The 22,680-nt window shown below is 71.7% G+C and carries 24 protein-coding genes and 3 tRNA genes; 16 read left to right on the forward strand and 11 right to left on the reverse strand.

The window, feature by feature from the left end:
* Positions 1–24: 24 nt before the first annotated feature.
* Both I8920_RS00690 and I8920_RS00695 read right to left on the reverse strand, forming a co-directional pair.
* A complete protein-coding gene (locus tag I8920_RS00690; RefSeq protein WP_198657303.1) occupies positions 25–372 on the reverse strand; it encodes a hypothetical protein in 348 nt (115 codons plus the stop codon).
* Complete coding sequence (locus I8920_RS00695) at positions 369–1,364, reverse strand: SDR family oxidoreductase (RefSeq protein ID WP_198657304.1); 996 nt, start codon at positions 1,362–1,364, stop codon at positions 369–371. Before I8920_RS00695 ends, I8920_RS00690 begins: the two co-directional genes overlap by 4 nt.
* A gap of 160 nt (positions 1,365–1,524) precedes the next feature.
* On the opposite strand from I8920_RS00695, the gene I8920_RS00700 reads away from it, so the two are divergent.
* The gene (locus I8920_RS00700) at positions 1,525–2,178 is read left to right on the forward strand and encodes a hypothetical protein (RefSeq protein ID WP_198657305.1); all 654 of its coding nucleotides are present in this window, start codon (positions 1,525–1,527) and stop codon (positions 2,176–2,178) included.
* Here I8920_RS00700 and I8920_RS00705 read toward each other — a convergent pair.
* From I8920_RS00705 to I8920_RS00720, 4 genes are read right to left on the reverse strand one after another with little or no spacing between them, the layout of a single operon-like run.
* Positions 2,150–2,911: a YqjF family protein gene (locus I8920_RS00705; RefSeq protein WP_198657306.1), complete on the reverse strand. Its 762-nt coding sequence runs from the start codon at positions 2,909–2,911 to the stop codon at positions 2,150–2,152. The genes I8920_RS00700 and I8920_RS00705 overlap by 29 nt on opposite strands.
* Positions 2,908–3,738, reverse strand: coding sequence for a nitroreductase family protein (locus tag I8920_RS00710; protein ID WP_198657307.1), 831 nt, complete (start codon positions 3,736–3,738; stop codon positions 2,908–2,910). The genes I8920_RS00705 and I8920_RS00710 overlap by 4 nt, the downstream gene beginning before the upstream one ends.
* Before the next feature lie 21 nt (positions 3,739–3,759).
* Positions 3,760–4,107 carry a hypothetical protein gene (locus I8920_RS00715; RefSeq protein WP_198657308.1) on the reverse strand — a complete coding sequence of 116 codons (348 nt, stop codon included), beginning with the start codon at positions 4,105–4,107 and terminating at the stop codon, positions 3,760–3,762.
* A 40-nt stretch (positions 4,108–4,147) separates the two neighbouring features.
* Complete coding sequence (locus I8920_RS00720) at positions 4,148–4,585, reverse strand: Lrp/AsnC family transcriptional regulator (RefSeq protein WP_198657309.1); 438 nt, start codon at positions 4,583–4,585, stop codon at positions 4,148–4,150.
* A 234-nt stretch (positions 4,586–4,819) separates the two neighbouring features.
* Between I8920_RS00720 and ddaH the strand changes: the two genes are divergently transcribed.
* Together ddaH and rocD are read left to right on the forward strand one after the other, a co-directional pair.
* Positions 4,820–5,722 (forward strand): dimethylargininase, encoded by a 903-nt coding sequence (ddaH, locus tag I8920_RS00725; protein ID WP_198657310.1) that lies wholly within the window; start codon positions 4,820–4,822, stop codon positions 5,720–5,722.
* The gene (gene rocD / locus I8920_RS00730; RefSeq protein ID WP_198657311.1) at positions 5,722–6,951 is read left to right on the forward strand and encodes an ornithine--oxo-acid transaminase; all 1,230 of its coding nucleotides are present in this window, start codon (positions 5,722–5,724) and stop codon (positions 6,949–6,951) included. Before ddaH ends, rocD begins: the two co-directional genes overlap by 1 nt.
* 72 nt (positions 6,952–7,023) lie before the next feature.
* Here rocD and I8920_RS00735 read toward each other — a convergent pair whose 3' ends face one another.
* Positions 7,024–8,016, reverse strand: coding sequence for an NAD-dependent epimerase/dehydratase family protein (locus tag I8920_RS00735; protein ID WP_198657312.1), 993 nt, complete (start codon positions 8,014–8,016; stop codon positions 7,024–7,026).
* 171 nt (positions 8,017–8,187) lie between these two features.
* On the opposite strand from I8920_RS00735, the gene I8920_RS00740 reads away from it, so the two are divergent.
* Complete coding sequence (locus I8920_RS00740) at positions 8,188–9,198, forward strand: aldo/keto reductase family protein (protein ID WP_198657313.1); 1,011 nt, start codon at positions 8,188–8,190, stop codon at positions 9,196–9,198.
* Between the two features lie 212 nt (positions 9,199–9,410).
* Here the strand turns inward: I8920_RS00740 and I8920_RS00745 are convergent.
* From I8920_RS00745 to I8920_RS00755, 3 genes are all read right to left on the reverse strand, one after another.
* Positions 9,411–9,483 (reverse strand) — tRNA-Phe (locus I8920_RS00745).
* Between the two features lies 1 nt (position 9,484).
* Positions 9,485–9,561 (reverse strand) — tRNA-Asp (locus I8920_RS00750).
* A gap of 76 nt (positions 9,562–9,637) precedes the next feature.
* Positions 9,638–9,710, reverse strand: a tRNA-Glu gene (locus I8920_RS00755).
* Positions 9,711–9,969: 259 nt separating this feature from the next.
* Here I8920_RS00755 and I8920_RS00760 point away from each other — a divergent pair.
* Complete coding sequence (locus tag I8920_RS00760; protein ID WP_198657314.1) at positions 9,970–11,247, forward strand: M23 family metallopeptidase; 1,278 nt, start codon at positions 9,970–9,972, stop codon at positions 11,245–11,247.
* Between the two features lie 34 nt (positions 11,248–11,281).
* Entirely contained in the window at positions 11,282–12,787 is a 1,506-nt protein-coding gene (locus I8920_RS00765; protein ID WP_198657315.1) for a C40 family peptidase, read from the forward strand.
* 118 nt (positions 12,788–12,905) lie between these two features.
* On the opposite strand, the gene I8920_RS00770 is transcribed toward I8920_RS00765, so the two are convergent.
* Complete coding sequence (locus I8920_RS00770; RefSeq protein WP_027467055.1) at positions 12,906–13,397, reverse strand: inorganic diphosphatase; 492 nt, start codon at positions 13,395–13,397, stop codon at positions 12,906–12,908.
* 75 nt (positions 13,398–13,472) lie between these two features.
* On the opposite strand from I8920_RS00770, the gene tilS reads away from it, so the two are divergent.
* From tilS to I8920_RS00820, 10 genes are all read left to right on the forward strand, one after another.
* Positions 13,473–14,492: a tRNA lysidine(34) synthetase TilS gene (tilS, locus tag I8920_RS00775; protein ID WP_198657316.1), complete on the forward strand. Its 1,020-nt coding sequence runs from the start codon at positions 13,473–13,475 to the stop codon at positions 14,490–14,492.
* A gap of 9 nt (positions 14,493–14,501) precedes the next feature.
* Complete coding sequence (gene hpt, locus I8920_RS00780; RefSeq protein ID WP_017887686.1) at positions 14,502–15,053, forward strand: hypoxanthine phosphoribosyltransferase; 552 nt, start codon at positions 14,502–14,504, stop codon at positions 15,051–15,053.
* A 168-nt stretch (positions 15,054–15,221) separates the two neighbouring features.
* The gene (gene ftsH, locus I8920_RS00785) at positions 15,222–17,210 is read left to right on the forward strand and encodes an ATP-dependent zinc metalloprotease FtsH (protein WP_198657317.1); all 1,989 of its coding nucleotides are present in this window, start codon (positions 15,222–15,224) and stop codon (positions 17,208–17,210) included.
* 6 nt (positions 17,211–17,216) lie between these two features.
* On the forward strand, positions 17,217–18,185 hold the full coding sequence (gene folP / locus I8920_RS00790; RefSeq protein WP_198657318.1) for a dihydropteroate synthase: 969 nt from the start codon (positions 17,217–17,219) through the stop codon (positions 18,183–18,185).
* Complete coding sequence (gene folB / locus I8920_RS00795) at positions 18,182–18,571, forward strand: dihydroneopterin aldolase (protein ID WP_232832772.1); 390 nt, start codon at positions 18,182–18,184, stop codon at positions 18,569–18,571. Before folP ends, folB begins: the two co-directional genes overlap by 4 nt.
* Positions 18,568–19,122, forward strand: coding sequence for a 2-amino-4-hydroxy-6-hydroxymethyldihydropteridine diphosphokinase (folK, locus tag I8920_RS00800; RefSeq protein ID WP_198657320.1), 555 nt, complete (start codon positions 18,568–18,570; stop codon positions 19,120–19,122). Before folB ends, folK begins: the two co-directional genes overlap by 4 nt.
* Positions 19,119–19,610 (forward strand): DUF3180 domain-containing protein, encoded by a 492-nt coding sequence (locus I8920_RS00805; RefSeq protein ID WP_198657321.1) that lies wholly within the window; start codon positions 19,119–19,121, stop codon positions 19,608–19,610. Before folK ends, I8920_RS00805 begins: the two co-directional genes overlap by 4 nt.
* Before the next feature lie 22 nt (positions 19,611–19,632).
* Positions 19,633–20,154 (forward strand): PH domain-containing protein, encoded by a 522-nt coding sequence (locus tag I8920_RS00810; protein ID WP_198657322.1) that lies wholly within the window; start codon positions 19,633–19,635, stop codon positions 20,152–20,154.
* A 9-nt stretch (positions 20,155–20,163) separates the two neighbouring features.
* Positions 20,164–21,978: a PH domain-containing protein gene (locus I8920_RS16250; protein WP_198657323.1), complete on the forward strand. Its 1,815-nt coding sequence runs from the start codon at positions 20,164–20,166 to the stop codon at positions 21,976–21,978.
* Positions 21,942–22,667, forward strand: coding sequence for a Rossmann-like and DUF2520 domain-containing protein (locus I8920_RS00820; protein ID WP_198657324.1), 726 nt, complete (start codon positions 21,942–21,944; stop codon positions 22,665–22,667). The genes I8920_RS16250 and I8920_RS00820 overlap by 37 nt, the downstream gene beginning before the upstream one ends.
* Positions 22,668–22,680 lie beyond the last annotated feature (13 nt).

The following is a 22,680-nucleotide window of genomic DNA, read 5'->3' on the forward strand; positions in this document are numbered from 1 at the left end:
CGCTACCGAGCACCCCCGACAGGATCAGCGTCGGCGCTGCCCGCGACCGACCGCGGCGGCCTCGGCGACCGCCAGGACCGTCGCGATCCACAGCTGGTCGACGGCGAACCGACGACGGTGGGGGTCGGCGACCGCGAGCGGCACCATGGTCACGCCGTGCAGCGCGTCGACGACGGCGCTCAGGGTGTGCGCGTTGCCGGTGCCGGAGCGCCTGACGAGCAGGGCCTGCGCCAGCTGCCGGACACCGAGCACGCCGTGCAGGACCGCCTGCTCCCGGCCGCGCAGGGCACGGCTCAGGTGCCACAGCCCGAGTCCGGCCCGAGCGACCTCGACCAGCGAGGGCGCTGCCGGCCCGGATCCCCGGCGGCTCATCGTCGTCGCCCGGCCACGAGCGCGACGGCCCCGGCGGCACCGAGCACGGCACCGATGATCCCGTTGCCGACCCGGCGGTGCTCGACCCACCACGTCTGCGGCGACCAGGCGTGCGCCGAGTCGTCGAAGACCCCGTGCGCCCCGTGGTCGCCCGGCACCGGCTCGTACAGGTTGTCCCGCATCTCCAGGCCGTCCTTGTCGGGCGCCTGCTGCCCGGACACCAGGGTCTTCGCCGCGTACCAGTCGGCGAAGCGGCCGCTGATCCGGTTGCCCAGGATCGTGTACACCGTGGACTCACCGACCCACGTCCGGCTGCGCGGTCGTTCGGCGACGGCCGCGATGGAGCGCGCCCCGACCTCGGGCTGGTAGATCGGTGCGACGGGCTGCGGGTGGTGCGGCAGCTTCGACTTCACCCACTGGAACTGTGGCGTGTTGAGCGCCGGCATGTCCACGCGGGAGACCCGGACCTTGCTGCCCTGCTCGCGGAGTTCGGAGACGACGGACTCGGTGAAGCCGACGATCGCGTGCTTCGCGCCGCAGTACGCGGCCTGCAGGGGGATGCCGCGGAACCCGAGCGCCGACCCGACCTGGATGACGTGGCCGCGGCCACGCGGGACCATCCGCGACAGTGCTGCCCGGGTCCCGTTCACGAACCCCAGGTACGTGACGTGCAGCGCCCGTTCGAAGTCCTCCGGCGCGGTGTCGAGGAACTTGCCGAACACGCCGACCATGACGCCGTTCACCCACAGGTCGATCGGCCCGAGCTCCCGCTCGATCCGGTCGGCAGCAGCTTCGACGGCCTGACGGTCGGACACGTCGACGGCGACGGCCAGTCCCCGGCGTCCGGCGGCCTCGACCTCGGCGGCCGCGGCGTCGACGCCCTCCTGACCGCGGGCCAGGACGGCCACGTCCCACCCCCGTGCGGCGAGCTCCCGGACGGTCGCCCGTCCCAGTCCTGCGGATCCACCGGTCACCACTGCCACTCGAGTCATGGCTCCCTTGTACCTGCGACCGGTCGTGCACCACTCAGCCGCTGTCCCCCGACGACCCGTGCCTCCGAACGGTCGCGAGCATGATGGTGGTGTGGAGACGCGAGACGACGCTGTGGAACCCGGGCCAGACGTGGAGCCGCAGCCGCACTGGATCCGCCGGATGCCGATCCTCCCCGAGCAGTGGTGGGGTCCGCCGACGGCTCTTGCCGTCGGGGCGATGGCGATCGTGGCGATCGGCATCTGGCTGCAGCGTTCCGCCCTGCCCGTCGTGATCCCGGTCGGTACCGTCGGGCTGGTCGGTGCGGTCGTGCTCGCGGTCGGCGGACGACGGACGTACTGGTACCCGAGTCGCGAGGCGGCTTGGCGCCTGCACCGCACCCGCGTCGTGGTGTGGAACGCGGTCGGCGTCGCGTTGGCGGTGTTCGCCTTCGCGGTGGGCGCACGGACGATCCTGATCGGGTACCTGGTCGCCGCGACGGGTCTGTACACGATGCGGCGCGACGATCCGACGCGGTTCGAGCGGCGCGGTCGTGCGGTGGCGTCGGCGGCCGTCGCGGTGGTGGCGGCCGTGTACGCGGTCGTGGCGTGGACGGTCTCGGGCGTCGACGAAGCGCACGCGTCGGTGTGGATCGGGTGGAGCATCCTGGTCGTCCCGATCGCGGTCGTCGTCGCGGTGCTGAACTGGCGAGCCGCGCTGAGGGCGGCTGACCCCGACCTCGACGGGGCGGAGGACGTCGGTGGTCTGCACCCGGAACCGGGGCGGGAGCCGCCGGGCGACGACCCCCTCAGCGCCCCCGACCGAACCGCGTCGTGACCCCGGGAGAGTAGAGCACCGAGTCCGGCTCGAGCTCCGTCAGCCCGAAGGGCAGCCCGGCCGCCCCGACCAGGTCGTCCCGCAGCGACACCACCGACGCCCGGTGCAGCGGCCACGGCTCGTGTTCGTTCGGCCAGAACCGTGTGCGCCCCGCCCGGTGCACGTGCATGCCCCACCGCGCCGTCAGGAACGTCTCGAGCGGCCCGGGCTCGTCGATCGCGTCGCCGACCCGCACGTCCACCATCGACCGCAGGTGCGTGCCGTGCCGTCGCATGGCGTACCCGATCCGTCCGTCACCGCTGCGCGACTCCGCGACCGCCCACCGGTAGGGCAGCCCGGTGGCGACGCGCGCGCCGATGGTCGGCAGGAGCTTGCCGGCGTCGAGCGACAGGAACACCACCCCGCGCTGCCCCTGCTCGTCGACCGTGTAGACGCGGACGTTCAGCTCGACGAAGTCGCCGATGCTCCCGGTCGAGAACGGCGGGAACCGCGTGTCCTCGAACCGGAACGCGATGAGCCCCACCCAGGTGGTCACCCCGTCGTCGGTCCCGTCGAGCGCCATCGTGTCGGGTCGCGTGCCGGCCGGCAGCAGCGGGGCCACCGCCGACACGTCGACGCGCCAGTGCACGAAGACGACGTCGAGCCAGTCCTGCGAGATCCAGGGGCGGCCGGTCAGGCCGGGGGCGACGGGTTGGAGGCCCGGAGCGCCGTCAGCGGGTCGGGTGTCGGTCACGGGGTGGTCGCCTCCGGGTCGGTGCTCACGACGGGCAGGTCGTCCCACCCGGTCTGCGGGGTCGCGCACGTGCCGCGGAACACGTACTGCGACGGTCGCTTCCGCTCGTTCGACACCCAGTCGATCGCGGGGCGCCGACGCTCGGGTGGCAGGTACCCGATCCGGTACACGGCCATCAGCTCGAGCTCCGGCGGGACCTCGAGCAGGGACTCGACCTCGGCCCACGCCTCCTCGATCTCCATCGGGAACGACACGAACTGGATCCCGAGGCCGAGCTCGGTGGTGGCGAGCCACACGTTCTCCATCGCCGCCCCCATGCTGAACACCGAGTAGAACGCGTTCCGCGCCTCCTTGCGGTACTCGTCACGGTCGAGCATCACGCCGAGCAGCATCGGCGACCCGGCCACGAGCTTCCGGTTCTCCTCACCCAGCGTCTGCGGCACCCGGAGCGCGTTCATGAGCACCTGCCCGCGCTTGGTGAACACCTGCTTCGTGAAGGGCCGGAGCGGTGCGGGCAGCTTGTCGAACAGCATGCCGTCGCGCCGGGCGTCCATCTCGGCCTGCGAGAACCGGAAGTACGGCTTGTACCGCTCGAAGAACGTCCCCTCGGCCATCGTGCTGGTCATCGACCGCCCGCTGATCGCCGCGATCCGGTCGATCGTGTCGCGCTCCTCGATCACCACGAACCGCCACGGCTGGCTGTTCAACTGCGACGGGGCCCGGCCCGCGAGCTCCATCAGCAGTCGCTGGTGCTCCTCGGACACCGGGTCGGGCAGGAACGCACCGTTCGTCGTGCGTCGTCGTCGGATGGCCTCGAACAGCTCCACTGCGTCCTTCTCGTCTCGTCGTCAGGCACGGCGCCGGCTGAGCAGCGCCCCCAGGTAGGACGGGGCGGCGGCGACCGCGACGCTCCAGTGTGCTCTGGCGCGCGGGTCCGTGCGTGGAGCGACGGCCAGGGGCACGAGCGCCGGCAGCAGGAACAGGGCCGAGCGGTCCCGCGTCCAGACCGGCGTCGTCGCGGCGGCGCCGGTCAGGGCGGCCGTCACCACGAACAGGCCGTGGTGCACGATGCGGAGCTTCTTCGTGCGGATCAGCCGCACGGCGACCGCCGTGCCCCACAGGCAGTTCGCCACGTACGCGAGGGTCGCCGCGGTGACCAGACGCCGGGCTGCGCCCGATCGGACGGGAGGCCCCACGCGCCTCCAGGCTGTCTGCTCGCGTCCCACGGACGCGACGTTACGCCGTGTCGCGACTGACGAGCTTGGAGAGCACGATCGCGGACCGGGTGTGGTCCACCTGGGGTGCGAGGCGCACCTTGTCGAGCGCTTGCTCGAGTGCCGACAGGTCCTTCGAGCGCATGTGCACGACGGCGTCGGCGCTGCCGGTCACGGTGCCGGCGTCGATGACCTCGGGCACGGTGTCGAGCAGGGCGCGCAGCTCGCTGGGCGAGACGGTGCCGCGGCAGTAGAGCTCGACCCAGGCCTCGGTGCCGCGGTCCTCGACAGCGGGGTCGACCTTGATGGTGAAGCCCTGGATGACCCCGTCGCCGACCAGCCGGTCGACGCGGCGCTTCACGGCCGAGGCCGAGAGTCCGACCACCGACCCGATGTCGCCGTAGCCGGCGCGGGCGTTGTCCCGGAGCTGATCCAGGATGCGGTGGTCGAGCGTGTCCATGTACGACCATCGTACGCCGACTTCTTGCGAGTCCAGATGGTTCCGCGCACGAAACGTGCGTCACCCGAACGGGTGCCAAGCCGTGGGCAGCGGGGGACTGCACTCGTCGGACGGTTCGTGCCAGACTTTCCGTGGCGTCGACCTGGTCCGCTACGGCGAGTGAGCCTGCATCTCGCCGGAGCAACTTTCAGTGGTGGTTCCTGGCAGGCTCGGGCCCCGGTCCTCGGAGGACTGATGTCGAACACCGCACCCGCCACTCCCGCCGCTCCGGCCCGTGTCGCCACGAAGCGCACGATCCTGATGTGCAAGCCGGACTTCTACACGGTGAGCTACCGGATCAACCCGTGGATGCACCCGGAGGAGCCGACCGACACGTCGAAGGCCGTCGAGCAGTGGGAGTCGCTCGTCGCCGTCTACGAGCAGCTCGGCTTCGACATCTCGTACATCGACCCGATCGACGGGCTGCCCGACATGGTCTACGCGGCCAACGGCGGCTTCGTGCTCGACGGCATCGCGTACGGCGCGAAGTTCCAGTACCCGGAGCGCCAGCCCGAGGGTCCCGCCTACATGGACTGGTTCCGCGACGCCGGTCTGACGGTCGCCGAGCCGGAGCAGACCAACGAGGGCGAGGGTGACTTCCTGCTCATCGGCGACACCATCTTCGCCGGCACCGGCTTCCGGTCGGACAGCACCTCGCACGACGAGCTCGCCCGCATCTACGGCCGCGAGGTCGTCACGCTCAAGCTCATCAACCCGAGCTTCTACCACCTCGACACCGCCATCGCCGTGCTCGACCCCGAGCCCGCGGCGGACGGCACGTCGAACATCGCCTACCTGGAGAGCGCCTTCGACGAGCCGTCGCTGGCGATCCTGCGCGAGCGCTTCCCCGACGCGATCATCGCGACGGAGGAGGACGCCGCCATCCTCGGCTTGAACTCGTACTCCGACGGGTACAACGTCGTGATCGCCGCCCGGGCTGTTCGGTTCGCCGAACAGCTGAAGGAGAAGGGCTACAACCCGATCGGCGTCGACCTGTCCGAGCTGCTGCTCGGTGGCGGCGGCGTGAAGTGCTGCACGCTCGACCTGCACCCGGTCGGCACCGGCACCTCGGTCGCGCGTTCCCTCGGGGTCAGCTGATGTCGGCGGCAGCGTCGCTCGGGGTCAACACCGCGGCGGCGCTCGCCGTCGAGGACCGCGCCCTCGCGCACAACTACAGCCCGCTGCCCGTCGTCATCGCGTCGGGTGCCGGAGCGACCGTCACCGACGTCGACGGCAAGCGGTACCTGGACGGCCTCGCCGCCTACTCCGCCGTGAACTTCGGCCACGGCAACCCGCGGTTGCTCGATGCCGCACGGGCGCAACTCGACCGGGTGACGCTCACGAGCCGCGCGTTCGTGAACGACCAGCTCGGGCCGTTCGCTGCGGCGTTGGCGGAGCTGACGGGGACCGAGATGGTCCTGCCGATGAACACCGGTGCCGAGGCCGTCGAGTCCGCGATCAAGGTCTCCCGCGCGTGGGGCTACCGCGTCAAGGGTGTGCCGGCCGATCGGGCGACGATCATCGTCGCGTCCGGGAACTTCCACGGCCGCACCACGACGATCATCTCGTTCTCCGACGATCCTGACGCCCGCGACGACTTCGGTCCGTACACGCCGGGCTTCCGCACGGTGCCGTACGGCGACGCCGCTGCCCTGCGCGAGGCGATGGACGAGACCGTCGTCGCCGTGCTGCTCGAGCCGATCCAGGGCGAGGGCGGCGTGGTCATCCCGCCGGAGTCGTACCTGCCGTCCGTCCGGGAGATCTGCGACGAGTTCGGCGCGCTGTTCGTCGCCGACGAGATCCAGTCCGGCCTCGGTCGCACGGGCCACACCCTGGCGGTGCAGCGCGTCGGCGTGCGCCCCGACCTCATCACGCTCGGCAAGGCCCTCGGCGGCGGGATCGTGCCGGTCTCCGCGGTGGTGGGCTCGCGCGAGGTCCTCGGTGTCCTGCGCCCCGGCGAGCACGGATCGACCTTCGGCGGGAACCCGCTCGCCGCAGCCGTCGGTGCCGAGGTCGTGGCGATGCTCGGCGAGGGCACGTTCCAGCAGCGCGCCCGCGACGGCGAACCGCTGCTGCGCGGGCTGCTCGACGAACTCGTCGGGCACGGGGTCGTGTCGCACCGCGTCGCCGGACTCTGGGCGGGGATCGACGTCGACCCCGCGCTCGGCACCGGCAAGGCGATCGCGAAGGACCTCGCCGACCGCGGGCTCCTGGTGAAGGACACCCACGGGTCGACGATCCGCTTCGCGCCGCCCCTGGTCGTCACCGACGACGAGGTCCGCTTCGCGATCGCGACCCTGGGCGAGGTGCTCGCCGCGCGCGGGTAGCTCGCCGAGTGAGCAGAAGACGTCGGGTCATCGCAAGCGACCCGACGTCTTCTGCTCACTGAAGCGCCCGGCTCACACCGCCCAGCGCTCCGCCAGCTCGTCCATCAGCCCGTCGAGCCGCTCGTCCACGACCTGCTCCTCGGGGTGTGCCTCGTACCAGGCGATGACCTCCCGCACCCCGTGCCGGTACGGCGTGCGGGGCCGGTACCAGGGCACGAGCGACCGGACCTTGCTGTTGTCGAACACCGAGCTGTTCGCCTTGTCGCCGAGCAGTGCCGCACCCCACTCCGGGTCCACGGCGTTGATGGCGTCCGCCGGCACGTGCACGATCCGCAGGTCGTCGACCCCGGCCGCCGCCGCGATCTCCTGCGCGATGGCGTTCCAGGTCGGCGCCTCGTCGCTCGTGATCGTGAACGGCTCGCCGATGGCCTCGGCCCGGTCGAGCAGCCCCGTGAACCCGACCGCGAAGTCACGGCTGTGCGTGAGCGTCCACAGCGAGCTGCCGTCGCCCGTGATGATGATCGGCTTGCCGGCGCGCATCCGCGCGACCGCGGTCCACCCGCCGGTCAGCGGCAGCTTCGTCTCGTCGTAGGTGTGCGACGGCCGCACGATCGTCACCGGGAAGTCCTGCTCCCGGTAGGCCTGCATCAGCAGCTCCTCGCACGCGATCTTGTCGCGCGAGTACTGCCAGTACGGGTTCTTCAGCGGCGTCGACTCCGTGATCGGCAGGTGCGTCGCCGGCGTCTGGTACGCCGAGGCCGAGCTGATGAACACGTACTGCCGCGTCCGCCCGGCGAAGAAGTCGACGTCGGCCTGCACCTGGTCCGGCGTGAAGGCGATCCAGTTCACCACCACGTCGAACCGGCGGTCGCCGAGCGCGTCCGCCAGGGCGCTGCGGTCCGACACGTCGGCCTGGAGGCGCGTCACGCCCTCCGGGATCGGCCTGCCCCCGGTGGTCCCCCGGTTGAGCACGGTCACGTCGAACCCCTGCTCGACGGCTTCGCGGACACAGGCGGCGCTGATGACGCCGCTCCCGCCGATGAACAACACGTTCGCCCCGGTCATGGGTGCTCCCTCGCTCCTGGCTGCACTGCTCCGTGCCGCACTCCTACCGATCCTGCACCCCTATGTCGGGGCGGGCGCGGAGCACGCGTTGCCGAGTACGCGGCGGCGACGTCGGACTACCGTCACGGTTCGGGTCGCACTGACGCGTCCCACGACAGGAGTGACACGCACATGGAGTACCGCTACCTCGGCAACTCGGGCCTCAAGGTCTCCGAGATCACCTACGGCAACTGGCTCACCCACGCCTCCCAGGTCGAGAACGACGCGGCGATCGCCTGCGTCAAGGCCGCGCTGGAGGTCGGCATCTCGACGTTCGACACCGCTGACGTCTACGCCAACACCGGCGCCGAGACCGTCCTGGGCGAAGCGCTCAAGGGGGAGCGGCGCCAGTCCCTCGAGATCGCCACGAAGGTCTTCGGTCCGACGGGGCCGAAGGGCCACAACGACACAGGCCTGTCCCGCAAGCACATCCTCGAGTCGATCGACGGTTCGCTCGAGCGCCTGCAGACCGACTACGTCGACCTGTACCAGGCGCACCGCTACGACCACGAGACCCCCCTCGAGGAGACGATGCAGGCGTTCGCCGACATCGTGCGGCAGGGCAAGGTCCTGTACGTCGGCGTGAGCGAGTGGACGGCGGACCAGCTCCGTGCCGGCGCTGCGCTGGCGAAGGACCTCGGGTTCCAGCTCATCTCGAACCAGCCGCAGTACTCGGCGCTGTGGCGGGTCATCGAGGACGAGGTGGTCCCGACCTCCAAGGAGCTCGGCATCTCGCAGATCGTCTGGTCGCCCATCGCGCAGGGCGTGCTGACCGGCAAGTACAAGCCGGGTCAGCCGCTGCCCGAGGGCTCGCGTGCCACCGACGACAAGGGTGGCGCGGACATGATCAAGCGGTTCATGCGCGACGAGGTGCTGTCCTCGGTGCAGGAGCTCGAGCCGATCGCGAAGGAGCTCGACCTGTCGATGGCGCAGCTCGCCGTCGCGTGGGTGCTGCAGAACGAGAACGTCGCGTCGGCGATCATCGGGGCGTCGCGACCGGAGCAGGTGCACGACAATGCCGGCGCTGCCGGGGTGCAGATCCCCGCCGAGCTGATGACCCGCATCGACGACGCCCTCGGTGCCGTGGTCGAGCGCGACCCGGCGAAGACGAACGACAGCAGCCCGAAGACCCGCGAGGCCTGAGTCCGACGGCGGCCAGGCGGACGCGAGCCGCGCCTCCAGGCCGTCAGCGACCCGGCGCGGACGCGAGCCGCACAACCGAAGTCACCCCGAACCGCACCTGCGCGTGGTTCCGGGTGACTTCGGTTGTGCGAACGACGGACGTTCGACCGACGCTCGCGACGCCGCCCAGACAACCGAAAAGGCCCCCTGCCGAAGCAGGGGGCCTTCACCGGTGGCTGGACACGGCATCGATCCGTGGACCTTTCGATTTTCAGTCGAACGCTCTACCAACTGAGCTATCCAGCCGTGGCGACCCTGACGGGACTTGAACCCGCGACCTCCGCCGTGACAGGGCGGCACGCTAACCAGCTGCGCTACAGGGCCATGTTGTGTTGTGGGTACTGCATGTTGTGACTTGCTGTGGTGTTGTTCAGTACTACTTGCTTGCTCACTCAAGGAGTGACCCCAACGGGATTCGAACCCGTGCTGCCGCCGTGAAAGGGCGGTGTCCTAGGCCACTAAACGATAGGGCCGCAAGCAGTGCATCGCGCTACCGATGGACAAGCATACGGACGCCCTCGGGGTTTCACAAATCCGAGCCCGTCGAACGTGCATCCCCGGCGTGTCGCGCCGTCGTCGCCCGGCTGTCTACCGGGTCACGATGCCAGCATCGACGCCGGTCCCGCCCCTCGACCGAGTGGCTGTCGAGCGTGGGGCCGCTGTTGTTACTGTTGCGTGTGTTGACAGTGTTACGTGCGTGAGCCATGCCGCGCTGTTACGAAATCGAGACCCATGACGACCTCTCCGCAGTTCTCCCGCCCCGCCCGCAGCCGCCTCGTCGCCGCCGCGGTCGCCGTCGCGCTCACTGCCGGCACGCTCGCCGCGCTGGCGCCGACGTCGTCCGCCAGCGCGTTGGACTACCCGAGCTGGGACGAGGTGCAGCGGGCGAAGTCCTCGACGAGCGCCCAGCGGGACAAGGTGCACGAGATCGAGTCGCTCATCACCTCGCTCCGGTCCGAGGCGACCGCCAAGCGGAAGGCTGCGCAGGCGGCGGGCGAGGCGTACCAGGCGGCGCAGACGAAGTACGACGCCGCGACGCTGAAGCAGCACACGTTCCAGTCGCAGGCGGACGAGGCCGAGCAGACCGCAGCGGAGTCCGAGGAACAGGCCGGGCAGCTCGCCGCACAGCTCGGTCGGGCCAGCGGGGACGACGTGACGACCGAGATCCTCACGCACCCGTCCGACTCTGACGACCTGCTGTACGAGCTCGGCGCCATGTCGAAGCTCACCGAACAGGCCGACGGCATCTACTCCCAGGCGTCGCAGGACCGCGGTGTCGCCCAGGGCCTGGCCGACAAGGCCGACCGTGCGAAGAAGGCCCTCGGTGACCTGGCCGACGCGGCGCAGTCGAAGATGCAACAGGCGCAGGGTGCCGCCGACGCGGCCCAGTCCGCCGTGGACGCCCAGAACGACAACGAGGCCCGGCTCGAGGCGCAGCTGACCGCCCTCACCTCGAAGCAGCGCGGCGTCGAGGCCGACTACCGCAAGGGCGTCGCCGCCGAGAAGGCCCGGCAGGCCCGCATCGCCGCGGCGGCAGCGAAGGCGGCCGCGAACGCCCCGGCGACCAGCCAGGGCGGTGCCGGTGGCGGGTCGGCCAACGCGGCAGGGTGGGTCCGGCCGTCCGGTGGGTTCCAGACCAGCCCGTACGGCTACCGCGTCGACCCGTACACGCACTACACCGCGCTGCACGCCGGGGTCGACCTCGCGCCCGCCTGCAACGCCCCGATCTACGCGGCCCACGACGGCACCGTGACCTTCGCGGGCAACGGCGGCGGCTACGGCAACGAGGTCATCCTGGACAACGGCGGCGGCATCTCCACCGCCTACGGGCACGTGGTCGACGGTGGCATCCTCGTCACCGCCGGCCAGCACGTCACCGCGGGGCAGCAGATCGCCAAGATCGGCTCGACCGGCTGGTCCACCGGGTGTCACCTCCACTTCGAGACCCGGGTGAACGGTGCTGCCGTCGACCCGGTCCCCTTCATGGCAGCGCGGGGGATCTCGGTATGAGCACCAGCGCGTCCGAGAGGCTCCGATCCACGTCATGACCACGTCCACACGCTCGCTCTCCTGCGGGATCGCCACCATCGCCGTGCTCGGCTTCGGCCTGTCCGTCGTCATCGCCGGCCCGGCCCAGGCGGCTCCGTCGACCCCGTCGTGGGACGACGTCAAGGCCGCGAAGTCAGACGCCGCCGACGCCCAGCAGACCGTCGACGAGCTGAGCGACCGGCTCGCAGCGCTGCAGGACGCCGCGGACCAGGCGGGCATCGCGGAGCAGCAGGCCGGGCAGGCGTACGCGCTGGCCGCCTCGCAGCAGCAGGAGGCGAAGGACACCCTCGCCGACCTGACCGCGCAGTCGGAGCGGGCCGAGGGGCGCGCGGACGACTCCGCCGGGCAGGTGGCCGGCCTGGTCGTCGAGCTGTCGCGCACGGGCGGCGGCGACCTGTCCACGTCGATGCTCGTGGACTCGTCGGACTCCGGTGACCTGCTGTACCGGGTCGGCACGATGTCGCACCTGTCCGAGCGGTCGGCCAGGATCCTCGCCGAGGCCCGTGCCGACCAGAAGACGGTCGAGTCCCTGGCCGCCCAGCAGTCCGCCGCCGAGCGGGCCCTCGACGACGCCACCGAGGCGACGAAGACCGCCTTCGCCACCGCGAACGACGTCTCCGCCGACGCGCAGGCCCGGGTGCAGGAGGAGCAGGAGCAGCAGGACGAGGTCCTCCGCCAGCTCGCCTACCTCAAGGGCACGAGCGTCGCGACGGAGACGGCGTACTGGAACGCCCAGCAGGCGAAGGCTGCCGAGGCCGCCCTGGCCCGACAGTCGGGCCCGAGCACGACCGGCGGCGGCAGCGCGGGCAGCGGCGGCGGCGCGGGCAGCAGCGACGGTGCCGGCACCGGCGGTGCGGGAACCGGCGGCGGCACCGGCGGCACCGGCAACGGAGGCAGCAGCAGCGGCGGTGGGGACCGCGGCGGCTCCGACGACGCACCGGCCACCCCGTCCCGACCCGACACTCCGGCGGCCCCGTCGCAGCCGAGCGCGCCACGGCCCAGCGCCCCGCAGCCCAGCGCGCCGAAGCCGAGCACCCCGAAGCCCAGCACGCCCAAGCCGGCCCCTGCCCCCGCTCCGGCCCCGAAGCCCGCCGTGCCGAGCAGCCCCTCGAAGGCCGCCGGCGCGATCTCCTACGCCCGCGGACAGCTCGGCAAGCCGTACGTCCTCGGCGGCGCCGGCCCGAACACGTGGGACTGCTCCGGCCTGGTGATGATGGCCTACAACTCGCAGGGCGTCTCGACCGGTGGGCACAACGTGGTCTGGCAGTACAACCACTTCAGCTCGATCGGCCGCCTCGTCCCGCTCTCGCAGCGCCAGCCCGGCGACATCCTGTTCTACTCGTCGAACGGAACCGCATCAGGCGGTTACCACGACTCGATCTACACCGGCAACGGGATGATGGTCGAGGCAGCACGTCCGGGCGTCGGCGTGGTCGAGCGTGCCGTCTGGACCCCGAGCCAGCTCCTGCCCTACGTGGCCCGCCCGACCGGCGCCCTGTAGACGTCACACCCACGAACGAGAACGCGCCCCCGCGCGGTCATCGCGCCCCGAGGATTCGGGGTGCAACGACCGCACGGGGGCGCGATCCACTGTCCGGAACGGACGGACGGACGAAGCGTCAGTGCGAGCCGGGCACGTACGCGGCCTGGCCGGCCTGCACGATGCGCTCGGCCTCGGCGGCGTCGCCCCAGCCCTCGGCCTTGACCCACTTGTTCGGCTCGAGGTCCTTGTAGCGCTCGAAGAAGTGCGCGATCTCGGCCTTGGTCTGCTCCGGCACGTCCGAGATGTCCTGGATGTGCGCCCAGCGCGGGTCCTTGGCGGGGACGACGAGGACCTTCTCGTCGTTGCCGGCCTCGTCGCTCATCTTGAAGACGCCGACCGGGCGGACCTTCACGCCGACACCGGGGAACGTCGGGAACTCGAGCAGCAGCAGGGCGTCCACGGGGTCGCCGTCGTCGGCCAGGGTCTTCTCGAAGAAGCCGTAGTCGGTGGGGTAGACGAACGACGTGAACAGCACGCGGTCGAGGTACACGCGACCGGTTTCGTGGTCCACCTCGTACTTGTTGCGGCTGCCCTTGGGGATCTCGACGACGACGTCGTACGCGGCCATGTCTGCACTCCTGGTGTGTCGGTGGGTGTGTCGTGGGGCTGTCGGTGGTCCCGAGAGCGCGGCTAACGTTACCGGGTGAACTCTCCGCGCCCCCGGCTGGATCCCGCGGTCGCCGACACCCGCCGTGCGGTGCGCGACCTGCTCGCCGACGCCCGCGACCAGCGGCTCGTCGCGGACGGCGACCTGGTGCTGGTGGCCCTGAGCGGCGGGGCCGACTCGCTCGCGCTCGCCGCGGCCACCGCGTTCGAGGCCGGCAAGCAGGGACTGCGCGCCGGAGCGGTGGTCGTCGACCACGCGCTCCAGGCGGGCTCCGAGGCGGTCGCGATCCGCGCCTCCCGGCAGGCATCCGAGCTGGGACTCGACCCGGTGACGGTCCGCCGGGTCATGGTCGGCTCCGACGGCGGTCCGGAGGGCGCCGCCCGGGAGGCCCGGCACGCGGCGATCGCCGAGGTCGCGGCCGCCACCGGGTCGCCCCTGGTGCTGTTCGGGCACACGCTCGACGACCAGGCCGAGACGGTGCTGCTCGGCCTGCTGCGCGGCAGCGGCCCGGACAGCCTGTCCGGCATGCTCCCGCTCGCGCGGCGTGACGACGGTCCGGCCTACGGCCGGCCGCTGCTCGCCGTGCGTCGGCACACGACCCGGCATGCGTGCGCGGCGGCGGGCCTCGCGCCGTGGCACGACCCGCAGAACGACGACCCGGCGTACGCGCGGGTGCGGGTGCGGAACACCCTGGTGCCCGCGCTCGAACGGGAGCTCGGTCCCGGGGTCCAGGAGGCCCTGGCCCGCACCGCCGACCAGCTGCGCGAGGACTCCGCGGCACTCGACCACTTCGCCGAGGAGCTCGCCGAGGACATCGCCGAGCACTCCGAGGCGGGTATCTCGCTGTCGGTGCGGGCGCTCGGGGCGAACCCGCCGGCGCTGCGCCAGCGGCTCGTCCGGCTGGCCGTCGCGAGCGAGTTCGGGGTGACGCTGACGCGTGTGCAGACGCTCGAGGTCTGCCGACTCGTCACCGACTGGCGGGGGCAGGGGCCGATCGACCTGCCGGGGGTCCGGGCATCGCGATCCGGTGACCGCCTGTCGTTCAGCGCCGGTTAGGCTGGACCGGTGGAACTCTCCGACGTCCAGGCAGACCTGTCCGAAGTCCTCTTCACCCCCGAGCAGATCGACGAGAAGCTCGCCGAGCTCGCGGCGGTCGTCGACGCCGACTACGCGGGGCGCGACCCGCTGCTCGTCGGTGTCTTGAAGGGCGCCGTCATGGTGATGGCGGACTTCTCGCGGCACCTGAAGATGCAGGCGCGGATGGACTGGATGGCCGTGTCCTCCTACGGCTCCGGCACGAAGTCGTCCGGCGTGGTGCGGATCCTCAAGGACCTCGACACCGACCTGCACGGGCGCGACGTCCTCATCGTCGAGGACATCATCGACTCTGGTCTGACGCTGTCGTGGCTCAAGCAGAACCTGCAGTCCCGCGGTGCCGCGAGCGTCGAGATCGTCGCCCTGCTCCGCAAGCCCGAAGCCGCCAAGGTCGAGGTCGACGTGAAGTACGTCGGCTTCGACATCCCGGACGCCTTCGTGGTGGGGTACGGCCTGGACTACGACGAGCGCTACCGCAACCTGCGCGGCGTCGGCGTCCTCGCCCCGCACGTCTACTCCTGACGGGCCCCGACCAGCGCGTCCGCCGGCGCAGGCTGCGCTCGGCGGACTCGTGTCCGGCGGTGAGTTCGCCCGCAGAGGACACCCATTCTCGCCACAGAATCGCGGCCGTATGCTGATCAGCACGCAACTTCGGCAGAGAAAGGTGTCGGGCGATCGCGCCCGGATCACATGAACTTCAAGCGCATCTTCCGCGGCCCGTACCTCTACGTGTTGATCGCGCTGGCCGGCATCCTCATCGGCTGGAGCTTCCTCGCGCAGGCGAACACGCAAGAGATCGACACCCAGAAGGGCCTCGAGCTGCTGTCCGACGACAAGGTGTCGTCCGCGGTGGTGAACTCCACCGAGCAGCGCGTCGACCTCACCCTGAAGGACGGCGGCAAGCAGGAGCAGTTCTACTACTCCACGCCGCGCGGCGAAGAGGTCATCAACGCCGTCAACAGCGCCGACCTGCCGAAGGGCTACAACGACCACGTGTCGCAGGGCAACTGGTTCCTGTCGCTGCTCGGCATCCTGCTGCCGTTCCTGATCATCGGTGCCCTGTTCTGGTTCCTGCTGTCGAGCGCCCAGGGCGGCGGCTCGAAGGTCATGCAGTTCGGCAAGTCGAAGGCGAAGATCAACAACAAGGAGAACCCGCAGGTGTCGTTCGCCGACGTCGCGGGCTCCGACGAGGCGATCGAGGAACTCCACGAGATCAAGGAGTTCCTCAAGGAGCCGGCGAAGTTCCAGGCCGTCGGCGCCAAGATCCCGAAGGGCGTGCTGCTGTACGGCCCGCCCGGCACCGGCAAGACCCTGCTCGCCCGCGCCGTCGCCGGCGAGGCAGGCGTGCCGTTCTACTCGATCTCCGGTTCGGACTTCGTCGAGATGTTCGTCGGTGTCGGTGCGAGCCGTGTCCGCGACCTGTTCGAGCAGGCCAAGGCGAACTCGCCGGCCATCGTGTTCATCGACGAGATCGACGCGGTCGGTCGTCACCGTGGCGCCGGCATCGGCGGCGGCAACGACGAGCGTGAGCAGACGCTGAACCAGCTGCTCGTCGAGATGGACGGCTTCGACGGCAAGACGAACGTCATCCTCATCGCGGCGACGAACCGCCCCGACGTGCTCGACCCCGCGCTGCTGCGCCCGGGCCGCTTCGACCGCCAGATCGGCGTCGACGCCCCGAGCCTGGCCGGCCGCAAGCAGATCCTCGAGGTGCACGCGAAGGGCAAGCCGCTCGCCGCGAGCGTCGACCTCGAGCTGCTCGCCCGCAAGACGCCGGGCTTCACCGGCGCCGACCTGGCGAACGTCCTGAACGAGGCCGCGCTGCTGACCGCACGGTCGAACGCGCAGCTCATCGACAACCGCGCCCTCGACGAGGCCGTCGACCGCGTCATGGCGGGCCCGCAGCGCCGGACCCGCGTGATGTCCGACCAGGAGCGCCTGATCACCGCCTACCACGAGGGTGGGCACGCCCTGGCGGCGGCGGCGATGCGGCACACCGACCCGGTGACGAAGATCACGATCCTGCCGCGCGGCCGTGCCCTCGGCTACACGATGGTCCTGCCCCTCGAGGACAAGTACTCGGTCACCCGCAACGAGCTGCTCGACCAGCTGACCTACGCCATGGGTGGTCGCGTCGCCGAGGAGATCGTGTTCCACGACCCGACCACCGGTGCCTCGAACGACATCGAGAAGGCCACGGGCACCGCGCGCAAGATGGTCACCGAGTACGGCATGAGCCGTGCCGTCGGGTCCGTCAAGCTCGGCTCCGGGTCGAGCGAGCCGTTCGTCGGTCGCGACATGAGCGGTGGGACCGGCCGGGACTACTCGGAGAACATCGCCGAGACCGTCGACGCCGAGACCCGTGCGTTGCTCGAGCAGGCGCACGACGAGGCCTACCAGGTGCTCAACGACAACCGCGACATCCTCGACCGCCTGGCCGGTGAGCTGCTCGAGAAGGAGACGCTCGACGCCCCGGAGCTCGTCGAGATCTTCAAGGACGTCCGCAAGCTGCCGGAGCGCCCGCAGTGGCTCTCCAGCGACAAGCGCCCGGTGAGCAACCTGCCCGCCATCGGTGTTCCCGGACAGGCTGCCTCGACGGCGGCGGAGACGTCGGACTCCGAGTCGGCATCGAAGCCCCGCCGTCGTCCGTTCGGCAACCCCGGTATCGCCCCCGCGTAGGCCGGCATGACGGACCAGCCGACGCGACGAGAGCGCCGACTCGCCGAGGTGCGTCGCGCCCGCGCCGTCGCCGCCGAACCGCCGACGGTCGCGATCGACCTCCGTGCACCCCAGCCGGTGCCGGAGGTCGTGACCGGTCGTCGTCGGGACCGCGGTGGTCCGGCCGACGACCGCACCCGGGTGCTCGGCATCCTCAACGTCACCCCCGACTCGTTCAGCGACGGGGGGCTGCACCAGGCCTACGACGCCGCCGTGCAGCACGCGAGGGACCTGGTGGCCGCCGGTGCCGACCTGATCGACGTGGGCGGGGAGTCGACCCGCCCCGGGTCCGAGCGCGTCCCGGTCCCCGTCGAGCAGGAGCGGGTGCTGCCCGTCGTGCAGCAGCTCGTCGCCGAGGGCATCCCGGTCAGCGTCGACACCATGAACGCCGCCACCGCGGAGCGCGCCGTCGAACTCGGCGCCGCGATCGTCAACGACGTCTCCGGTGGACTCGCCGACCCGGACATGGCCCGGGTCGTGGCGTCCACCGGGGTCGGGTTCGTCGTCATGCACTGGCGCGGCCACAGCGACCGGATGTACCGCAACGCCGAGTACACCCACGCGGTCGAGGAGGTCCGGCGCGAGGTCGAACTCCGGGTCGCCGAACTCATCGTGCTCGGCGTCCGGCAGGAGCAGGTCGTGATCGACCCGGGCCTCGGCTTCGCCAAGCACGGTGTGCAGAACTGGGAGATCCTGGCCGGCTACGAGCGGTTCGCCTCGATCGGCCTGCCGGTGCTCGTCGCCGCCTCGCGCAAGCGCTTCCTCGACGGCGTCGGCAGCCCCGAGGGTGCCCCGCCGAAGGAGCGCGACCTCGCCACCGCCGCCATCAGCCTGCTCGCCGCCGAACGCGGCGCGTGGGGCGTGCGCGTGCACGACCCGGCACCGACCCGTGCCGTGCTCGACGTATGGGACGCCTGGAGGGCAGCTCGATCGTGAACGACACCATCCGCCTGACGGGGGTCCGAGCCCGTGGACACCACGGTGTGTTCGACCACGAGCGCGCCGACGGCCAGGACTTCGTCGTCGACGTCGCCGTGGAGCTCGACGCCCGCGCGGCCTCGGGCTCCGACGACCTCGATGCCACGGTGCACTACGGCGTGCTCGCCGAGCAGGTCGTCGCCGAGATCGAGCGGGACCCCGTCGACCTGATCGAGACGCTCGCCGAGCGCATCGCCGCCGTCGTGCTGACCCACGGCGCGGCCCTGGCGACCGAGGTCACCGTGCACAAGCCGCAGGCGCCGATCACCGTACCGTTCACCGACGTGTCGATCACCATCCGCCGCAGCCGTGTCGACTCGGTCGCGGACGGGAGCGCTGCGTGACCCGCCGGGTCGTCGTCGCGCTCGGCGCGAACCTCGGCGACCGGGGGAGCACCCTGCGCGCCGCCGCGGCCGCGATCGCCGCGCTGCCCGGTGTCGAGCCGGTGACCTCGAGCCGCGAGGTCGAGTCCGTCGCCGTGACGCTCGACGGGCCCGACGCGTCGAAGCCCCGCTACCGGAACGCCGTCGTCATCGTGGACACCGAGCTGGAACCGCAGGCGTTCCTCGACGCGCTGCACGGCATCGAGGACGACCACGGCCGGACGCGCCAGGTCCGGTGGGGCGACCGCACCCTCGACCTCGACGTCGTCGCCGTCGACGACCAGCGGATCGACACGGACACCCTGACCGTCCCGCACCCCCGGGCAGCTGAGCGCGCGTTCGTGCTCGCGCCGTGGCTCGACGCCGACCCCGCGGCCGTGCTGCCCGGCGCCGGACCGGTGGCCGACCTGCTGACCGCAGTCGGGGACGACACCGAGCGCGTCGACGAGCCGCGCCTGTTCGACGAGCCGAGCCGGGCCTCCCGTCCGGCGGGGAGCACGACGACCGCATGAAGCCCACCCGCGCCTCCACGCTCATCAGCATCGCCGTCGTGACGGCGGTGGCGGGCTTCGCGCTCGACGCCGTCCTGGCGTCGCGCCCGGCACCCACGCTGATCCTGTCCGTCCCGCTCGGCGTGACGCTGGCGTTCATCGGCGTCGCCGTCGTGCTCATGGCCCGCCCGGTCCGACGGCACGCACGCGAGGGCGCAGGACGACAGCGGCCCGTCGACCCCCTGTACGCCACCCGGGTCGTGGTGCTCGCGAAGGCGTCGAGCATCTGCGGCACCCTGTTCGGCGGGTTCGCCCTCGGCCTCGTCGCGTACCTGCTGACCCGGTCGGTGACGCCTTCGCTAGGCTCGACCCTGCCGAACGTCATCGCCGTCGGGGGTGGGATCGTCCTGACGGTCTGCGCACTCGTGGCGGAGCGCATGTGCATCGCACCCCCGGGTGACGACGACGACCGCGACGACCCGCGGGGCGGCACGACCACGGTCCACTGACCGCACACCCAGGAGGCCCGCGATGCCGCGTGAACGACTCGACGAGCCGGGCCTCGGCCTCGGCGGGATCCACTGGCACCGGGTGTCCGCCAAGCTCGTCTGGACCGAGCTCGTCACCACGCTCCTCATCGGGGTCGTGATCACCGCCGGGTGCGTGCTCATCGGCGTCGCGAACGACGGCTTCGGTTCCCCCGCCGGCACGATCTGGATCGCCGTCGGGGTCGTCGTCGCCGTCGTCACCGCCGTGACGGCTGCGCTGACCCCGCGCCGGGTCCGCGCGATCGGGTACGCGTTGCGCGACGACGACCTGGTCGTGCGGCGCGGGCTGATGTGGCAGCGGTTCACGGCCGTCCCCTACGGGCGGATGCAGCTGGTCGACGTCGCCCGCGGCCCCCTGGACCGCGCGCTGGGGATGAGCGAGCTGAAGTTCGTCACCGCGGCGGCCGCTACCAACGTGCGCATCCCCGGCGTGCCCGCCGCCGACGCCGACGAGCTGCGCGATCGACTCGTCGAACTCGCCGAGTCCCGTCGCGCCGGGCTGTAGGGATCGTCCGTGACCTTCCGACCCGGTACCCCGCCGCCCGCACCGCCCACCCGGGGCGACGCGGCCGCAGCAGCGCCCCTGACCGACGGCGAGTGGCACCGCCTGCACCCGCTCACCCCGCTGCTCAAGGGCGGGATCTTCCTCATCGTCATCCTCGGCTACGTGCTGAACAGCCTGCGTGACCAGCTCGTCGAGTTCTTCATCCCAGGCAAGCAGCAGGAGGACGGCGACCCCGTCCGGTACGTGTACGAGCACGGGGCGGTCGGCTGGGTCCTGCTCGGCATCGCGGTGTTCCTCGTCGTGCTGATCGGGCTGTTCTACCTGTCGTGGCGGATGCACGAGTTCCGGGTCACCGGCGAGATCGTCGAGGTGCGGTCCGGCGTGCTGTTCCGGAACCACCGCAAGGCCCGGCTCGACCGCATCCAGGGCATCAACATCCAGCGGCCGCTCGTGCCCCGCGTGTTCGGCACCGCCAAGCTCGAGATCGCGCAGGCCGGCAACGACGCCAACGTCCAGCTCGCCTACCTCGGGGCCCGGGCCGCCGACGACCTGCGCCAGCGGATCCTGGTGCTGGCGTCCGGCGCGAAGGACGACGACGCCCACGACGGCACGGCACGCCGCTCGAACGGCGCGCTGCAGGACCGCGTCGACGAGATGTTCTCGCCCGAGCTCGACCCGGCGGCCGTGCACGCCACCCGGATCGTCAAGGTGCGCCCCGGTCGACTCATCGCCTCGATGCTGCTGTCCGGCACGACGCTGTTCATCCTGCTGGTCGTGGCGGCGATGATCGTCAGCGTCGCGCTCACCGGCGAGTACGGGTTCCTGTTCGGGCTCTTCCCCGCCGTGATCGGCGCCGGCGGCTACTACATCCGCAAGTTCTCGCGCTCGCTGCAGTACACGATCGCCGAGACCCGCGACGGCATCCGGATCGGCTACGGCCTCGTCTCGACCTCGAACGAGACGCTGCCGCCGGGGCGCATCCACGCCGTCAGCGTCGCGCAGCCCCTGCTGTGGCGGCCGTTCGGCTGGTGGGACATCCGCATCAACCGCGCGACGAGCGCCACCGGTGCCGCGTCGAGCAACCAGCAGGTGTCGTCGATCATCCTGCCGGTCGGCACCGCCGCCGACGTCCGCGAGGTCCTCGACATCATCCTGCCCGGCCTGGTCGGCACCGTCGTCGCCGGTCCGGAGGCATCGCAGGAGGCCCTGCGCGAGGGCTCGGCCGAGGCCGTCAACGTCGTCGACGACAGCCTCACCACCTCGGGCGACCGCGGCGGCTTCGTGCACTCGCCCCGCCGTGCCGCCTGGCTGCGGCCGTTCGCCTTCCGGCGCAACGGGTACAGGTTCGTGCAGGGCGCGGTGCTGCTCCGGCTCGGGGCCGTGTGGCGGTCGCTGGTCATCGTGCCGCTGCCCCGGGTGCAGAGCGTCAAGGTGGAGCAGGGACCGCTCGAGCGCGCCCTGCGGCTCGCGGCCGTGCACGTGCACACCGTCGCGGGGCCGGTCTCCGCGCGCGTGGGCGCGCTCGACGCGCGGGACGCGCAGCGGCTGTGGGCCGAGACGGCGCACCGCGCGGTCGAGGCGGCGGCCGTCGACACGACCCACCGCTGGCGCGAACGGGAGGCCCGCCCCGCGGTCGCGACGCGGCCTGCGGGCGAGCCTGTGCCCGGGTCCGGTGCCCCTGCCGGGCCGAACGAGGAGCGCGCGGCCGGCGCCGTGCCTCCCGGGCCCGGTGCACCCGCCGTACCGGGCGACGATCGCGCGGCCGGTGCCGTGCCTCCCGGTCCGGGATGGGGCGACGTCCCGCCCACGGGAGCCGCGCGGTGAGGGCGGGGCGGCTCGGTGTCGGCGTCGTCGGTGCCGGGCGGGTGGGTCCGGTGCTCGGTGCAGCGCTCGCCAACGCGGAACACGCCGTCGTCGGCGTGACCGCCGTGTCGGACGAGGGTCGCGACCGCGCCGAGGCGATGCTGCCCGGAGCACCCGTCCTCGCGACGCCGGACCTGGTCGAGCGGAGCGAACTCGTGCTGCTCGCCGTGCCGGACGACCAGCTCGCGTCCCTGGTGCAGGGCCTGGCCGACGCCGGCATCTGGCAGCCCGGGCAGCTCGTCGTGCACACCAGTCCGGACCACGGTGTCGGCATCCTCGCCCCCGCGATGGCCGCCGGGGCGATCCCGCTGGCGATCCACCCGGCCATGGCGTTCACCGGTACGAGCGTCGACCTGTCCCGACTCCGTGACGCCTACTGCGCGGTGACCGCTCCGGCACCCGTGCTGCCGATCGCCCAGGCGCTCGTGGTCGAGATGGGTGCCGAGCCGTTCGTCGTCGCCGAGGGGGACCGGCCCGCCTACGCCGACGCCGTGCGGGCAGCGGTGAGCTTCTCGACGGCGATCGTCGACCAGTCGGCGGGCACGCTCTCCGGGATCGGGGTGGAGCACCCCGGCCGGGTCCTCGGTGCGCTCGTGCGCTCGGCCGTCGACAACGCGCTGACGGCGGCCGACGGGCAGTCGACGCTGTAGGTGGCCGGGACCG

The sequence above is a fragment of the Curtobacterium sp. YC1 genome (assembly GCF_016267665.1).
Classification (GTDB): domain Bacteria; phylum Actinomycetota; class Actinomycetes; order Actinomycetales; family Microbacteriaceae; genus Curtobacterium.

Bases quoted from the DNA above. Each gene is read 5' to 3' on its own strand.
- folP (WP_198657318.1), top strand. From the start codon at position 17,217: ATGACGGACCAGCCGACGCGACGAGAGCGCCGACTCGCCGAGGTGCGT.
- I8920_RS00690 (WP_198657303.1), bottom strand. From the start codon at position 372: ATGAGCCGCCGGGGATCCGGGCCGGCAGCGCCCTCGCTGGTCGAGGTC.
- ddaH (WP_198657310.1), top strand. From the start codon at position 4,820: ATGTCGAACACCGCACCCGCCACTCCCGCCGCTCCGGCCCGTGTCGCC.
- I8920_RS00720 (WP_198657309.1), bottom strand. From the start codon at position 4,585: ATGGACACGCTCGACCACCGCATCCTGGATCAGCTCCGGGACAACGCC.
- I8920_RS00810 (WP_198657322.1), top strand. From the start codon at position 19,633: ATGCCGCGTGAACGACTCGACGAGCCGGGCCTCGGCCTCGGCGGGATC.
- I8920_RS00805 (WP_198657321.1), top strand. From the start codon at position 19,119: ATGAAGCCCACCCGCGCCTCCACGCTCATCAGCATCGCCGTCGTGACG.
- rocD (WP_198657311.1), top strand. From the start codon at position 5,722: ATGTCGGCGGCAGCGTCGCTCGGGGTCAACACCGCGGCGGCGCTCGCC.
- I8920_RS00820 (WP_198657324.1), top strand. From the start codon at position 21,942: ATGGGGCGACGTCCCGCCCACGGGAGCCGCGCGGTGAGGGCGGGGCGG.
- I8920_RS00700 (WP_198657305.1), top strand. From the start codon at position 1,525: ATGCCGATCCTCCCCGAGCAGTGGTGGGGTCCGCCGACGGCTCTTGCC.
- I8920_RS00695 (WP_198657304.1), bottom strand. From the start codon at position 1,364: ATGACTCGAGTGGCAGTGGTGACCGGTGGATCCGCAGGACTGGGACGG.
- I8920_RS00740 (WP_198657313.1), top strand. From the start codon at position 8,188: ATGGAGTACCGCTACCTCGGCAACTCGGGCCTCAAGGTCTCCGAGATC.
- I8920_RS00765 (WP_198657315.1), top strand. From the start codon at position 11,282: ATGACCACGTCCACACGCTCGCTCTCCTGCGGGATCGCCACCATCGCC.
- I8920_RS00770 (WP_027467055.1), bottom strand. From the start codon at position 13,397: ATGGCCGCGTACGACGTCGTCGTCGAGATCCCCAAGGGCAGCCGCAAC.
- I8920_RS00735 (WP_198657312.1), bottom strand. From the start codon at position 8,016: ATGACCGGGGCGAACGTGTTGTTCATCGGCGGGAGCGGCGTCATCAGC.
- I8920_RS00760 (WP_198657314.1), top strand. From the start codon at position 9,970: ATGACGACCTCTCCGCAGTTCTCCCGCCCCGCCCGCAGCCGCCTCGTC.
- ftsH (WP_198657317.1), top strand. From the start codon at position 15,222: ATGAACTTCAAGCGCATCTTCCGCGGCCCGTACCTCTACGTGTTGATC.